The organism is Francisella halioticida (assembly GCF_002211785.1).
In the GTDB taxonomy this organism is placed as follows: Bacteria; Pseudomonadota; Gammaproteobacteria; order Francisellales; family Francisellaceae; genus Francisella; species Francisella halioticida.
This window is the reverse complement of record NZ_CP022132.1, coordinates 1,783,151-1,797,007: the sequence shown is the minus strand read 5'-3', so window position 1 is coordinate 1,797,007 and position 13,857 is coordinate 1,783,151. Positions and strand designations below refer to the sequence as shown.

Here is a 13,857-nt window from a genome sequence, read left to right as displayed (position 1 = left end):
AAGTAATGTCACAATATATATCCTTAGAAAAATATAACACTTACAGAATTAGATCTTTTGCAAAACATGTTTACTTTCCTGAAAATGAAACTGAATTGCTTAATATTGTAGATAAACATAAAAATATGTTTTTTCTTGGTAATGGTAGTAATATAATTTTTTCTAAAGAGTATTATAATGATGAAATAGCTTTTGTTATCTTCTGTAAGAACTTTAACTCATTTAATATTTCTGATAGTTGTGTTGATGTTCAAGCGGGAGCTTTGCTACAAGATCTTGCATTAGCAACCTATGATGCTGGATTAAGTGGTATAGAGACGTTCTATGATGTTCCAGCAAGCTTAGGTGGGGCATTAATTATGAATGCAGGAGCCTATGGCGATGAGATTTACACCTATGTTAGAAGTATTAGAGTTTTAGATCTTAACAAGAAAAAAATAGTAGAGTATAAAAAAGAAAATATAGAATATGGCTATAGATATTCTATGTTCAAAAATGATAATAATATCTGCATACTGTCTGCTAAATTTGAATTTGAAAAAAAATCAAAACTAGAGATTAAAGCTAAATTAGACGATATTTATTCACGTCGACTATCTAATTTACCACAAAAACCTACGGCAGGAAGTGTATTTAAAAGACCTCAAGCAAATATGCCTGTAGGTGTTATGGTCGAAGAGCTTGGGCTTAAAGGTAAAATGATTGGTGATGCACAAATTTCACTTAAACATGGCGGTATTATTGTTAATAATGGTAATGCTACAGGCAAGGATATAATTGCACTTATTAAATTTATAAGAAATACGGTTTTAGAATATTATAATATAGAGCTTCATGAGGAACAGATAGTTATTTAAAGTATTATATAAAATACTTTTTTATATGTTTAATATCTAATATACTTTGCTTAAGAAAAAGTTTTTTATTTAATTATGAGAAAAAAAATTATATTTCTTTTAGTTACTGCGTCTCTAAATTATGGCACTGCTTTTGCTGACTCTAATGCTACTCAAACTAAGCAAGAGATAGTCAATACCACAGCTAGTAAAGAATCTACGCTGAAAAATAATACTGGTAAGGCTCAAGCTAAATCTAAGCAATCAAGTACGCAGAGTTATGATGATGGTTTAAGTATTATGGTTGATACTAGTAATGCCAGTTATGATGCACTTCTAGCAAATGCAGAGAAAATATTGGCTGATGGTGAAGCTAATAAACCGTCAGATGAAGAAGTTACAAAAAGAATAACACAAATTAATAAACATGTTAATAAACATGTTGTGGTAAAGAAAGATAAGAAGGCATCTATGCAAAAAGATGTTAAGGCAGCTAGCGATATTTTAAACCGTCAAGATGAAATTAGTAAAGATTTTAAAGACTCTTATGGAACTTATCAGGGGAAATCAACAAAAGATTATATTACAAAAGAAGCCCATGGTTACAATGATGCGGATGCTTATCAAATGAAAAACTATAAAACACTTTTGGATAATATAAAGACTTCGAAGCAAATAGATAATTCATTTAATGAAATAGATAATAGTAGTGATAATTCTAAGTATAAATTATCTGATGGCTACTCAATTGAAGATGTCACAATAGTTGGGGCTTTAACAGGTCAAAATAAACGCTTGAAAAAATGTTTGATTATGAAAACTTATGGAGGAGGTACTTGGAGTACATATTGTCAGCCTCTTAAAAAACCAACACAATGTCCAGATTATGATTGGAAACAGTTATCAACTATGGCTATTATGTATTGTTAGTTTTTTTAAAATTAGCTATTTGATCTTTTAGTTCATCTAGACTTACTCTATTTGGATTTGTATGAGGTTTTAAACTATCATCATTTTTACGTATTGCATAACCATATAGAGCTTCTATTTCTAGCTGTAAATTTTGCTTAAATTGGGTGTTGAAGTTGTTCCATAGTTTTTTACCTGTTAAGCCTTTATGCATGGTTGTATCAGCAAGAGGCTCATTTAGTGCTCTAATATCTTCAAAAAGGGTACTTGTGCTTTCATAGGTAAATATAATTAAATCTGATTCTATAGCTGGATTTTTATATCTACTAGATTGTAAAGTATCTCCCCACGTCAATAGATCTATCATATCGTTGGTATGTTTATTATTGCTTACTGCTGCAAAGGCTTGCTTTATGGAAGCAAAAGATTTATTTCCGAAAGTTGAAAAAAGTAAGATTCCATCATTGTTTAGCAATTCATAATAATTTTCTAATTCTTGAGTTAAGTTATCTGTTAAATGAATAGTAGAGTTTGATATTATAATATCAAACTTTTGCTGAGAATTTTGATTGCTATAAATTTTTGCATTTGAGAAACGATTTTTTAATGTTTTTAGATAATTGCTATCTTGATAGCCTTCAACTAGAATTACTATAGGATTAAGTTTGATAAAATCAAGTCTTTTTAAGAGTCTTTGAGCAATTTCATTTTTTATAAATGATGTTTGGTAAACTCTTCTATTTGATAAGTGATGCAAAAAAAGATTGTAGTTAAACATGTTTTTTAAAATTTAATTTTGTTGATGTGATTGTAATGGTTTTTTTATCTCTATAAAAGGTATTAGTTTATTAAAATAGGAAACGAGAGCCTATTAACTTTAAAAATTTAAGCTTATTAATTTGGGACTACTGAAAGTAGAGCCATCTATACTGATGAAAAATATCAAATTAGAAAGTAAATCAAACCTTCAATATTTAAGTATATTTAAATTTATTATAATACGAAAAGGGAACATTCAACATAAGTTGTATGACTCTAAGTTAATATAAAGATATAATGGAAAATGAAGTTAACAATTGTTCTAGATTAATAGGATGGATCATATTCTTGCAGAATTTTTGTTGGAGTAACAAAAATAGCAATTAAGTTGTTATTAATGTGTTGAAGGCAAGTATCTAGGAAAACTAGTTGGTGATTATGAGTGTTTTTTATAAAGATCCTAAAATAGAGCGACTAAAGAGTTTTATAAGTAAATATGTTTATTAGTGATAAATTTCTTTTTAAACAAAACTGTCTTTTATGTAAACAAAGTTCAAATGATATTATTTGTAATTATTGTTTTGATAATTTACTAAAACATTTGAATTTTGAAAAACAAGAAATTAATTTAGGTCAAGAGTATGATTATTATCACTTACTTAAGTATTCTGCAGAGGTTAAATATCTTTTGCAGAAATTTAAGTTTCAAAAAGATTTATTATCAGGAAATATATACTACCCCAATAAATTAAACAATATTTTTGAAAGATCAAATATTATAAAAAAAAATAGCTATTGGAGTAGTAGTGATAATGAGCGTAGTAACAATAAATTTTGGAGCTAGATTACATTAGGCTAGATGGATCTGTGAATGGTTCATTTCCTATTGTTATGAATTTTTTTTGTAGCTTAGGAAATTAATTACTGTGGTATGGAATGAATAGTACCACCGAGAATATGGGCATGAATATGAAAAACAGTTTGTCCACCTTCTTTACCTGTGTTAAATACAGTTTTAAATCCTTTTAGCCCCATTTCTTTAGCGACTTTAGGGATGCCCAGCATAAATTTGCCAATAAAACTTTCATCTGAAGCAGATAACGCATTTAAACTAGTAATATGCTTTTTAGGAATAACTAGAATATGTACATCTGCTACTGGACTAATATCATGAAATGCTAATACATTTTCATCTTCATAAACTTTCTTACATGGGACTTTACCAGCAATGATTTTGCAAAAAATACAATCAGACATTTATTTCTCCTTTTTGAAACCATAATAAATTAAGCATGCTATACCAGTTACTATAAAACCAGTAGTATGGCTTTCGATAAAGCCTTGTAATTTAACTAGAGGTGATAAGTTGTTATGCAAGGTGTATATAATCCCTAGACCTGTTAGAATAATTCCAGTTGCTAATGCAAAGTTATGTTTTTTCTTTGGTTTTAAAGAAGTATTTTGCTGATTTGAAGTTATTTGCTTTTGGTTTGTTTGTGTTTGCTGCAATATATCAAAAACCATACGTGGAAGTTCAGGTAGTTTGTCACTAACTCTTGGCATATTTTCAATGGAACGATGATAAAAGCCGCGTAGCCCCATCTGCTCCTTCATCCATCTTTCTAAGATGGGGCGAGAAGTTTCCCAGATATTAAGCTCTGGACAAAGCTTTTGTCCTAAGCCTTCAATATGGAATAAAGTTTTTTGTAGTAAAGTTAACTGTGGTTGGATATTCATATTAAAACGACGCGCAACAGAGAATAGTTGCATTAAGGTATATCCTAATGATATTTCACTCATAGGCTTTTCAAATATAGGTTCACATACAGTTCTAACAGCAGACTCTAAGACATCTACACGTGTGTCGCTAGGAACCCAACCAGACTCTATATGTAGCTCAGCAACTTTTCTATAGTCACGTTTAAAAAATGCCAAGAAATTGCCTGCTAGATAGCGCTGGTCATCACGATTTAAAGTTCCAACAATTCCAAAATCAATAGATATATATTTAGGATCTGCTGGATTTGAAGCATCAATAAACATATTGCCAGGGTGCATATCTGCATGAAAAAAACAGTTATCAAATACTTGTGAATAGAATATTTCAACACCTCGTTGAGCTAATAAACGACGATCAACTCCTAAAGAGTCTAATGTATCTATGTCTGATACCCGTACACCACCAACTCTTTCCATCATCATCACCGTAGAGCTAGTATATTTCCAGTATATTTTTGGCACATAATGTATAGGTGAATTTTCAAAATTCCTACGAATTTGTGAGGCATTTGATGCTTCTCGAACTAAATCAAGTTCATCAAAAAAGCTTTGATTAATCTCTTTGACAATTTCTATCGGTTTAAAGCGGCGAATTTCTCTTAGTTTATTTAGAGCTTGGGCAAGTATTAGCATCAAAGAGGTATCAAGTTTTAGAATTTTCTCAATTCCTGGGCGTAATACTTTAACGACTACTTCATCATCATTTTCAAGAGTAGCTTTATGAACTTGTGCGACTGATGCTGATGCTAGAGGAGAACTATCAAAATTTTTGAAAATATTACTAATAGGTTGCTTAGTAGCTTTTTCAATTTGTTGCGCTGCTATATTACTATCAAATGGGGGCACATTATCTTGGAGTTTAGCAACTTCTTTTATAACTTCTGGAGGAAGTAAATCTGCTCTGACAGATAACGCTTGACCAAATTTAATAAATATTGGTCCTAGTTTCTCTAATGCTTCTCTAATGCGGATGCCATGCTCTAGCTTACGAATTTTTCTTGAATAATAAAAAGGATTAAGTAAGAGTAACACTTTCAATAGCTTTATATTTGTAGCTTGAACTGGCTCATTAAGTAGGCAGTATCTATTTATAATATAAAAGATGTATATAAGTCTTAAAAACTTTCTAATCATATTATGAGCCTTGTAATAGTTTTAGCTTTGCTTCTACTATATCAGTAGCTTGTTTTAACTCTTGTATTTGTTTGTATAAAATATTTATTTCATTTTGAGATATCAAAGTTTCTCTTTCTTCTGTTAAGTAGTCTTTGATATCTATAACGGTTTCTTGGCGTGAGGTTTTTAAGTATTCTTTGATCTTATCAAGAGGTTTAGCTATAATACTAGCAAATTCTGGACTAGTTAAACTAGATATCTTATAAATCAGGTCTATATCAATAGCATTTAGAAATGTATTGAATTCATTTAGATCTTTTAGACTGCCCTGATAATCAAGCTTTTCAGCAATTATTAACTCTTGTAAATTTTTATTAAAGACAAGTTCAAGAATATAAGCTAATTTTCCTTCTAAAATATTGCTTGTTAACTCATCTGAAGCATACAGATTATTATTTTTTATCTTTAGAGAAATGTTGTAATTAAGATCAGTAATAACCACACTTAGAGATTTGTCTTTTAAAGGAGATATTAAAGCGTTTACTTGAGGGTCAAGTTTTGGCAAAAAGCTAAGAGCTTTATTTATTGTTTGTATCATTTTAATATTTATATCCAATATGTAATGCTACAACTCCACCAGTCATATTCTGATATTCAACATTATCAAACCCTGCATCAAACATCATTTGCTTTAGAGTTTCTTGATTTGGGTGCTTACGTATTGATTCAGCAAGATATTTATAGCTTTTAGCATCTTGGGTAATAATTTTCCCCAAAAATGGTAATGCTTTGAAAGAGTACTCATCATAAATTTTTGAAAGTAAAGGCACAATTGGTTTAGAAAACTCTAAAACTAAAAGACGACCTCCTGGTTTTAGAACTCGACACATAGAGGCCAAAGCTGTTGCTTTATCTGTGACATTCCTAAGACCAAAAGAGATTGTTATACAATCAAAGTAATTATCAGGAAAAGGCAGAGATTCGGCATTAGCTTGGATATATTCAATATTGCCAACACAACCTTTATTAGTAAGTTTTTCTTTACCTACTTCTAGCATAGAAGAGTTAATATCACTTAAAACAACTTTACCTTGTGGGCCAACCATTTGACAAAACTTATATGCCAAATCACCAGTTCCTCCAGCAAGGTCTAGGACTTTATCACCTTTGCGAACAGCAGTCTTTGAGAGAGTTTGTTTTTTCCAAATACGATGTATGCCAAAAGACATTAAATCATTCATTAAATCGTATTTAGCTGCTACTGAATGGAATACTCCAGCAACTTTTTTTTGTTTTTCTTCCCATGGCACTTCTGCAAAGCCAAAATCAGTTGTTTTATTTTCTTTAGACATTTAAACTAAAAATTATAATAGTTAGGTTATTGCTTCATTATAGCAGAATATGATTTATTTGTATTGGCAAGATACTACTAAATAGGAGTATAAGAATGTATATATTGTCGGGAGATATTGGTGGAACTAATACTAGGTTAGAAGTTTCTTTTTTAGAGGATGGTGTAATTAAAAGTATAGCTATAAAAAAATATAAGGGGGCTAACTATAATTGCCTATCAGCTATTATTGAGAAGTTTCTCTCAGAAGTTGATTTAACTGGTCAAATTGATTCAGCATGCTTAGCTGTTGCAGGGTTTGTATCAAATGGAGAAGTAGAGGTTACTAATTTGCCATGGATGGTTTCTGAGCAATACATATCAGAAAGTTTAGGTATAGATAAAAACATGGTCAAAGTAATAAATGATTTTGAGGCAATAGGTTATGGGATAGAGTCTCTTGATAAGGAACAAGATATCTTGACTATTCAGGATGGTCAAAAAGATGAAGATACTCTTTGTGCTGTTGTAGGTGCTGGTACAGGGCTTGGAATGTGCTTGGTCAGCTATGATAAGGAACATGCTCCTAGAGTTTATAAGACAGAAGGTGGCCATGTTGATTTTTCTCCAGTTGATGATGAGCAAGTTGAGTTATTCAAATTTATGCGTAAGACTTTTCATAGAATATCTCCTGAGAGATTTTGTAGTGGTTATGGGATTTATAATATTTATAAATATGTTGTGCGTACTCCTTTATATGATCAGCCTGAATGTATGCAACTAAGAAGAAAGTTATTTAGTGTTTCAGATTCAGATAAAGCAGCTGTTATTGTTAAGTATGCTACTGAAAATAGAGAGCCATCAGCACTAAGAACAATAGATATATTTTTGAGTATTTATGGATCTGTAGCGGGGAATCTAGCTCTTACAAGCTTTCCTTTCAGAGGATTGTATATTGCTGGAGGCATAGCCCCTAGACTTATCAAGCAAATAAAAGAAAGTAAATTCTTAGAGAAGTTTAGAGATAAAGGCAGAATATCGAATATGATGAAAGATTTTCCAATTCATATAATAACAAATACTGATGTTGGCTTGATAGGCGCACGTACTTATGCGGCAGGTCTAGTAAAAAAATGATAGGCTAGTGTTTATTAGAGTTTTTTCTTCTTTCTTTGAAATGTTTAGAGATTTTCATTGCAACAAGAAAGAGTAAATATATTCCTCCAAATATAGCTATCACAGCATAAAAAAACATAAATACTATAAAAATACCTACCATTATAGCTAATTCTGCTATGCTAAAAATAGCTAATATAAATACTAAAGAAGCACACCCTAAAAAGCTTTTATATGAACACGCAGGTTTTTTAGAGATAATAGTGCCATTAATTTCAGAGTTATTTTCGCTCATTTGTCTAAATTTTTATTATTGTGATGTTATTATACATTTGTAAAAGAATTCTTTGCAAACTAAAAATTAAAATTATCTTTTAATATGTTTAGATAAGTAAAGTGATTGGATAATTAAAAAGACAAAGGTTATTCCTAATAAGCCAAAGAGTTTAAAGTTCATCCAGATATTTGTAGAAAAAAAGTATGCTACAAATAAGTTTAATGTGCCAAGGACTGTAAAGTAAGCTCCCCACATATTATTGATTTCTTTCCATTTGTGTTTTTTAAGATCAATAGTTTCTTTAAGAATTTTCTGCATTGGGGTTTCTTTCATGGTGTATGTAGTTATTATTAGGCCAATCCCCATCAACCAATTGATAATGCTCACTTTCCATTTTATAAGCTCTTCATTATGGAAATAGAGTGTTGCACTGCCAAAGATTACAACAAGTATTGCAATAGTGATCTGCGCTTTAGCTACTTTGCGATGAGCAATATACTGCCAAGTAACTTGAGCCAATGTTACTATAATTAGAGCAGCAGTAGCAAAAAATATATCATAAACTTTATAAACGGTAAAAAAAACGATTGCTGGAAGCAAATCATTAATCATTTTATTCATTTTTATTAACAGTAAGTATTGTATAATGTCTTAGAAGTATAACGGTTGTTGTAAAGATTATGAAGAGATTAATTGAATTATATAGCTATGGTAATAATGATTTAGAGTTAAAGGGCATAGGAAATATATTAGAAAATGATGGAGTTATAGCTATCCCAACAGATTCTGGCTATGCTTTGGCTTGTAAGATGAAATCAAAGAAAGGAATTAATAAAATTATAAAAATAAGAGATTTAGATAATAGTCATAACTTTACACTTTCGTGTAAAGATTTATCTGAAATATCTGAATATGCAAAAGTTGATAATAATGCTTATAGGTTGTTAAAAAGACATGCTCCTGGTCCATATACATTTATTTTAAATGCTACAAAAAAAGTATCATCATTGCTTGTTACTAAATCAAAAAATACTGTAGGAATACGAGTTAGTGAGCATTATGTACCACAAGCGGTCTCGTTTGAGATTAGAGAACCTTTAGTTATTAGTACATTTATTCTTCCAGGACAAGAACATGTAGTTACTGACTGTTCTGAAATTGATGATCAAGTCATGAATAATATTGATGCAGTTATAGAGTCTGATTATTGTGGTTATAAATCAACAACTGTTGTAGAAATGCTGGGGTTACCATATCAAATTCTAAGGCAAGGCGCAGGAGATATGGATCTTTAAAGTAAATAAGATATTAGTAAGTAGTTGTTTGCTAGGATATAACGTTAGGTATGATGGAGGGAGCAACTTAGTTACAGATACGGTTTTTAAAACCTGGGTAGATGAGGATCGATTAGTGTTTGTATGTCCTGAGATTGCTGGTGGACTGTCAATTCCTAGATCTGCTTGTGAGATTATTGGTGGTGATGGTAGAGCAGTGTTAGCAAGTAGGGCTAAAGTTTTATCTAAAGGAGGTAAGGATTTTTCTACTGAATATATAAAAGGAGCAGAAGCTGCTTTAAAGTTGGTTAAGAAATACTCTATTAAAATTGCTATTTTAAAGAAAAATAGTCCGTCTTGTGGTAATCAGCAAATATATGATGGAACCTTTAATAGTAATAAGATTCAAGGCTCTGGAGTTGCTGCAAGCTTATTAATGCAAAATGATGTTAGGGTATTTAATGAAGGTCAATTATTGCAAGCTAAAGACTTTTTAGAAGAGCTTGAATTTAAAAGGATTATTTTTTAAACAGCAATGAATGTTTATAAGACAATATCTAAGAATATACAAACTGAAGTTGAACCTATAAAAAAATCACGTCTTATTGCATATGCTTTTTATATTGAAAGTGAACAAGAAGCTTTAGATGAGATTGGTACTATTAAAGCAAGGTATGGTGATGTTAATCATCATTGTTGGGCTTATGCACTTACTAAAGATAATAGATTTAGGTTTAGTGACGATGGTGAGCCAAACGGTTCAGCTGGTAAGCCAATACTATCACATATTCAAGGTAATGATTTGTTAAATGTGTTGGTGATTGTAGTACGATATTTTGGTGGAACTAAGCTTGGTGTTGGAGGATTGATAAGAGCATATGGACAGGCAGCTAAAGATGTACTTGAATTAGCAGATATTGTAAGTGTGGAGACTAATTGCTGTATTCAAATAATATATGGATATAACGAAACAGCAAGTATTGATATTGTTTTAAAGCATTATAATGTTAATATATTGAGCCAAGAATATTCTGAAATGGTTCAGTTGGTTGTTCAGGAAAATACTTCAGATAAGTTAAGCTTTATAGAAGAGCTTAAGAATGTAACTAAAGGTAAAGTTCAGTTTAGAGTTTTTGAAGAAAACTAGTCTGATGATTGCTTATCAAACTACTCTGCGGTTACGAATAAGCATATAGATAATCGATCCAAATAAACAAATTACGCCACTAAAAACAAATACAATAAAAAAGTTGTTATTTGTAGCTTGAAGTATAGCTCCTGTGATTAATGGTGCTAGTCCAGCACCAATGAAGTTAGCAAAGTTTTGAGCTCCACCTATTGTACCTACTAAGTGACTAGGAGATATATCTGCCACAAGAGCCCAAGTCGGTGAGACTCTAAGTCCTAGACAAAATATTGTTATGCCTATTACAACAACTATTAAAAATATGTTCTGTATATATGGTAAAGTAAGTATTGCTATTGAAGCTATTAAACATCCACTTATTATTGGTGTCAGGCGAGAAGATACTGCAGAAAAATTACGCTTAATCATAAAGTCAGAAATTATTCCACCAAGCATAACAGATACTACACCAGAGATAAAAGAAGCTGATGTTGCAATACTCATTTGAGATAAGCTCAAATCCTTTACCTTAATGAAATAGTAAGGTAACCATGTTAAAAATAACCAGTAAGCATATGATGAGCAGAGGTTTCCTATGCACAGAAAGATAACATTTTTATTTTTTAAAACTTTCTTTATTGATATTTGTTGTGTTTTGTTTACAGACTTGGCTTCTTTAAAGAGTCCTTTTTTTTGTAAATGTTGCCATAGTACAACAGCTATTAATCCTATAGCCCCAAGTAATATAAACATTCCACGCCAATTTATTAATATCATCAGAGCCACTAGTACTAAAGGGGCTAGAATATTAGCAAGTCTTGGACCTAAAGATACAATTGATGATATAATTCCTCTTTGTGAAGTTGCAAAGTTTTGCTGGATTATCTTTGTAGCAACTATAAAAAAAGGTGCCTCAGCAATTCCTAATAACAGTCTTGTAAAAAGTATTGAATAAAATCCAACAACTAAGCCACCAAGCACACATGCAGCTGACCATGTAATCATACTTATTAGCATTACTTTATTTATACCAAGGCGATCAACTAAATATCCTGCTGGTAAGCTTGCTAGGGCATATGGCCACATAAATGCAGAAAGTAAGATTCCCATTTCTGTAGGTTTAAGATTAAAGACATTTGCTATTTCAGTATTAGCAATACTTAACGTGGAACGATCAAGATAGTTCAGTAATGCCAAAAAAAACATTAAGCTAACTATTATTATATAGTGAGATCTTTTCATGACTTGTGTGTTTTATTTGACACGCATGCCAGGTTGAGCACCATCGTGTGGCTCTAATATATATATTCCTTTATTATCTCCTGCAGCAAGTATCATGCCTTCAGAAATACCAAACTTCATTTTTCTAGGGGCTAAATTTGCAACCATTACGGTATGTTTCCCAACAAGTTCTTCAGGATTGTAAGATGATTTTATACCAGCAAAAACCTGTTTTTTAACCCCGGCTAAATCTAGTATTAGTTTAAGTAACTTATCTGCCCCTTCAACATATGAGGCTTCTATGATTTTAGCTACACGAAGATCTATTTTCATAAAGTCATCAAAAGTGCATTCATCAGCTATATCAAGTTTAGACTCTTCTTTTTTAGGCGGTTGAGATTGCTCTTTTTCTAACATTTTTTTTGTGTCCTCTATAATCTTGTCAACTTTCTCTTTTTCTATACGAATAGCAAGAGGTTTGAATTTATTTATCTTGTGGTTTCTCAAAAATACTGGAGAGTCATCCCAGTTAGAAATTTCTATATTCAAGAAAAGTTCTGCTTTTGTAGCAATGTTTGGGATAATTGGCTTAAGATATGAAGCCAAAACCTTAAACATGTTTATACCTTGCGAGCATACTTGATGAACTTTTTGTTCTTGTCCTTCCTCTTTAGCTAGTTGCCAAGGCTTATGATAGTCAATAAATTGGTTTGCCTTATCTGCTAGTGACATTATAAGTCTAACGGCGCTCGCAAATTCTCTTTTTTCAAAAGCTTGAGTTATTGTGCTATGGTTCTCAGCAAATTCTTTTTCTAATCCTTTATCAAAAATTTCATCAGCTAAAGTGGCATCAAATTTTTTATAAACAAAGCCGGCACAACGACTAGCAATATTTACTACTTTTCCAACAATATCAGAGTTTGATTTTGTAACAAACTTTTCTAGGTTTAAATCTATGTCATCAATGCGTGATGTTAGTCTTGATGCAAAATAATACCTTAAATAACTAGGTTCTAGGCTATCTAAATATGTTCTAGCTTGAATAAAAGTTCCGCGAGATTTAGACATTTTTTTACCGTTTACAGTTAAAAAACCATTAGCAAATACACTTGTAGGAGTTTTATAACCTGTAGAAGCTAGAATTGCTGGCCAGAATAGTGCGTGGAAATAAATAATATCTTTTCCAATGAAGTGGTAAAGTTCACTTTCATTGGAGCTATCGCCCCAATATTGATCAAAATTAACATTATTTTTATTACAAAAATCTTTGAAACTTGCAATATAACCCATAGGGGCATCTAGCCAGACATAGAAGAATTTTTGTTCATTTGTTCCAGGTATTGCAAAACCAAAATATGGCGCATCACGCGAGATATCCCAGCTTTGTAAGCCTTGTTTAAACCATTCAGATAACTTGTTTGCAACCTCAGGTTGTAGGTTTTTATTAGATTTAATCCAGTTTTCTATGTCATTTGTTAATGCTGGTAGGTCAAAGAAAAAGTGCTCTGAATTTTTTTGTATAGGAGCTTTACCAGAAATAACTGATTTTGGATTTATTAATTCGGTAGGATCGTAAGTGGCACCACAAACTTCACAGCTATCACCATATTGATCTTCAGCTTTACATTTTGGACATATACCTTTTACGAACCTATCAGGTAAAAACATTTTAGCTTCAAGATCATATGCTTGAGCTATTTCTTTCTTTGATATAAGTTTTTGTTCATTTAGCTTATTGTAAATATCTTCGACAATTTCTTTGTTTAGAGAGTTGTGTGTCGAGTAGTAGTTATCAAAAGTAATTTCAAAATCAGCAAAATCTTTTTGGTGATTATTTGAATATTTTTCTACTAATTCATCTGGGGATATACCTAGATTCTTTGCTTTTAGCATAATTGGTGTGCCATGAGTATCGCTCCCACAGACAAATATGCATTTATTTCCTTGTAATTTTTGGAATCTAACCCAGATATCTGACTGTATATAGCCAAGCATATGACCTAAATGAAGGTCTCCATTTGCATAAGGAAGGGCGTTAGTAACTAGAATTTTTCGCATATTTAGATTTAATTATAAATTTATGTTGATTTAAATATTATAATGCTTTTTAAGCA

Annotated in this window: 15 protein-coding genes and 1 pseudogene; 7 read left to right on the top strand and 9 right to left on the bottom strand. The window is 31.2% G+C overall.

The genetic code is table 11. From position 1 onward, the window contains the following. The first annotated feature begins 5 nt into the window (after positions 1-5). Both murB and CDV26_RS09535 read left to right on the top strand, forming a co-directional pair. On the top strand, positions 6-857 hold the full coding sequence (murB, locus tag CDV26_RS09540; protein WP_088773080.1) for a UDP-N-acetylmuramate dehydrogenase: 852 nt from the start codon (positions 6-8) through the stop codon (positions 855-857). A 75-nt stretch (positions 858-932) separates the two neighbouring features. Beyond that, a complete protein-coding gene (locus CDV26_RS09535; RefSeq protein WP_157671577.1) occupies positions 933-1,766 on the top strand; it encodes a hypothetical protein in 834 nt (277 codons plus the stop codon). Here CDV26_RS09535 and CDV26_RS09530 read toward each other — a convergent pair. Then, positions 1,753-2,523, bottom strand: coding sequence for a methyltransferase domain-containing protein (locus tag CDV26_RS09530; RefSeq protein WP_088773079.1), 771 nt, complete (start codon positions 2,521-2,523; stop codon positions 1,753-1,755). The two genes, CDV26_RS09535 and CDV26_RS09530, sit on opposite strands and share 14 nt — an antisense overlap. Before the next feature lie 477 nt (positions 2,524-3,000). Here CDV26_RS09530 and CDV26_RS09525 point away from each other — a divergent pair. Continuing rightward, a pseudogene (locus CDV26_RS09525) lies at positions 3,001-3,240 on the top strand (ComF family protein); the annotation flags it as partial. 185 nt (positions 3,241-3,425) lie between these two features. Here the strand turns inward: CDV26_RS09525 and CDV26_RS09520 are convergent. Genes CDV26_RS09520 through ubiE form a run of 4 tightly spaced genes read right to left on the bottom strand, consistent with a single transcriptional unit; the run spans position 3,426 to position 6,751 of the window. Further along, the gene (locus tag CDV26_RS09520; RefSeq protein ID WP_088773077.1) at positions 3,426-3,761 is read right to left on the bottom strand and encodes a histidine triad nucleotide-binding protein; all 336 of its coding nucleotides are present in this window, start codon (positions 3,759-3,761) and stop codon (positions 3,426-3,428) included. Beyond that, positions 3,762-5,417 carry a ubiquinone biosynthesis regulatory protein kinase UbiB gene (gene ubiB / locus CDV26_RS09515; RefSeq protein WP_088773076.1) on the bottom strand — a complete coding sequence of 552 codons (1,656 nt, stop codon included), beginning with the start codon at positions 5,415-5,417 and terminating at the stop codon, positions 3,762-3,764. A gap of 1 nt (position 5,418) precedes the next feature. After that, a complete protein-coding gene (locus CDV26_RS09510) occupies positions 5,419-5,997 on the bottom strand; it encodes a ubiquinone biosynthesis accessory factor UbiJ (RefSeq protein ID WP_088773492.1) in 579 nt (192 codons plus the stop codon). A gap of 1 nt (position 5,998) precedes the next feature. After that, a complete protein-coding gene (gene ubiE / locus CDV26_RS09505) occupies positions 5,999-6,751 on the bottom strand; it encodes a bifunctional demethylmenaquinone methyltransferase/2-methoxy-6-polyprenyl-1,4-benzoquinol methylase UbiE (RefSeq protein WP_088773075.1) in 753 nt (250 codons plus the stop codon). A 95-nt stretch (positions 6,752-6,846) separates the two neighbouring features. Between ubiE and glk the strand changes: the two genes are divergently transcribed. After that, positions 6,847-7,866 (top strand): glucokinase, encoded by a 1,020-nt coding sequence (gene glk, locus CDV26_RS09500; RefSeq protein ID WP_088773074.1) that lies wholly within the window; start codon positions 6,847-6,849, stop codon positions 7,864-7,866. A 4-nt stretch (positions 7,867-7,870) separates the two neighbouring features. On the opposite strand, the gene CDV26_RS09495 is transcribed toward glk, so the two are convergent. Next, a complete protein-coding gene (locus CDV26_RS09495; RefSeq protein WP_088773073.1) occupies positions 7,871-8,140 on the bottom strand; it encodes a hypothetical protein in 270 nt (89 codons plus the stop codon). A gap of 72 nt (positions 8,141-8,212) precedes the next feature. After that, positions 8,213-8,743 carry a septation protein A gene (locus CDV26_RS09490; RefSeq protein WP_088773072.1) on the bottom strand — a complete coding sequence of 177 codons (531 nt, stop codon included), beginning with the start codon at positions 8,741-8,743 and terminating at the stop codon, positions 8,213-8,215. A gap of 59 nt (positions 8,744-8,802) precedes the next feature. Between CDV26_RS09490 and CDV26_RS09485 the strand changes: the two genes are divergently transcribed. Genes CDV26_RS09485 through CDV26_RS09475 form a run of 3 tightly spaced genes read left to right on the top strand, consistent with a single transcriptional unit; the run spans position 8,803 to position 10,543 of the window. Beyond that, the gene (locus CDV26_RS09485) at positions 8,803-9,417 is read left to right on the top strand and encodes an L-threonylcarbamoyladenylate synthase (RefSeq protein ID WP_088773071.1); all 615 of its coding nucleotides are present in this window, start codon (positions 8,803-8,805) and stop codon (positions 9,415-9,417) included. A gap of 28 nt (positions 9,418-9,445) precedes the next feature. After that, on the top strand, positions 9,446-9,925 hold the full coding sequence (locus CDV26_RS09480) for a 2-thiouracil desulfurase family protein (protein ID WP_245806433.1): 480 nt from the start codon (positions 9,446-9,448) through the stop codon (positions 9,923-9,925). A gap of 6 nt (positions 9,926-9,931) precedes the next feature. After that, the gene (locus CDV26_RS09475) at positions 9,932-10,543 is read left to right on the top strand and encodes a YigZ family protein (protein ID WP_088773069.1); all 612 of its coding nucleotides are present in this window, start codon (positions 9,932-9,934) and stop codon (positions 10,541-10,543) included. A gap of 15 nt (positions 10,544-10,558) precedes the next feature. Here the strand turns inward: CDV26_RS09475 and CDV26_RS09470 are convergent, their stop codons facing one another. Both CDV26_RS09470 and metG read right to left on the bottom strand, forming a co-directional pair. Further along, on the bottom strand, positions 10,559-11,764 hold the full coding sequence (locus CDV26_RS09470) for an MFS transporter (protein WP_088773068.1): 1,206 nt from the start codon (positions 11,762-11,764) through the stop codon (positions 10,559-10,561). A gap of 12 nt (positions 11,765-11,776) precedes the next feature. After that, positions 11,777-13,801, bottom strand: coding sequence for a methionine--tRNA ligase (metG, locus tag CDV26_RS09465; RefSeq protein WP_088773067.1), 2,025 nt, complete (start codon positions 13,799-13,801; stop codon positions 11,777-11,779). Positions 13,802-13,857 lie beyond the last annotated feature (56 nt).

Coding starts and splice junctions, on each gene's coding strand:
- CDV26_RS09475 (WP_088773069.1), top strand. CDS start 9,932: ATGAATGTTTATAAGACAATATCTAAGAATATACAAACTGAAGTTGAA.
- CDV26_RS09485 (WP_088773071.1), top strand. CDS start 8,803: ATGAAGAGATTAATTGAATTATATAGCTATGGTAATAATGATTTAGAG.
- CDV26_RS09530 (WP_088773079.1), bottom strand. CDS start 2,523: ATGTTTAACTACAATCTTTTTTTGCATCACTTATCAAATAGAAGAGTT.
- ubiE (WP_088773075.1), bottom strand. CDS start 6,751: ATGTCTAAAGAAAATAAAACAACTGATTTTGGCTTTGCAGAAGTGCCA.
- CDV26_RS09535 (WP_157671577.1), top strand. CDS start 933: ATGAGAAAAAAAATTATATTTCTTTTAGTTACTGCGTCTCTAAATTAT.
- murB (WP_088773080.1), top strand. CDS start 6: ATGTCACAATATATATCCTTAGAAAAATATAACACTTACAGAATTAGA.
- CDV26_RS09495 (WP_088773073.1), bottom strand. CDS start 8,140: ATGAGCGAAAATAACTCTGAAATTAATGGCACTATTATCTCTAAAAAA.
- metG (WP_088773067.1), bottom strand. CDS start 13,801: ATGCGAAAAATTCTAGTTACTAACGCCCTTCCTTATGCAAATGGAGAC.
- glk (WP_088773074.1), top strand. CDS start 6,847: ATGTATATATTGTCGGGAGATATTGGTGGAACTAATACTAGGTTAGAA.
- CDV26_RS09520 (WP_088773077.1), bottom strand. CDS start 3,761: ATGTCTGATTGTATTTTTTGCAAAATCATTGCTGGTAAAGTCCCATGT.
- ubiB (WP_088773076.1), bottom strand. CDS start 5,417: ATGATTAGAAAGTTTTTAAGACTTATATACATCTTTTATATTATAAAT.
- CDV26_RS09510 (WP_088773492.1), bottom strand. CDS start 5,997: ATGATACAAACAATAAATAAAGCTCTTAGCTTTTTGCCAAAACTTGAC.
- CDV26_RS09470 (WP_088773068.1), bottom strand. CDS start 11,764: ATGAAAAGATCTCACTATATAATAATAGTTAGCTTAATGTTTTTTTTG.
- CDV26_RS09490 (WP_088773072.1), bottom strand. CDS start 8,743: ATGAATAAAATGATTAATGATTTGCTTCCAGCAATCGTTTTTTTTACC.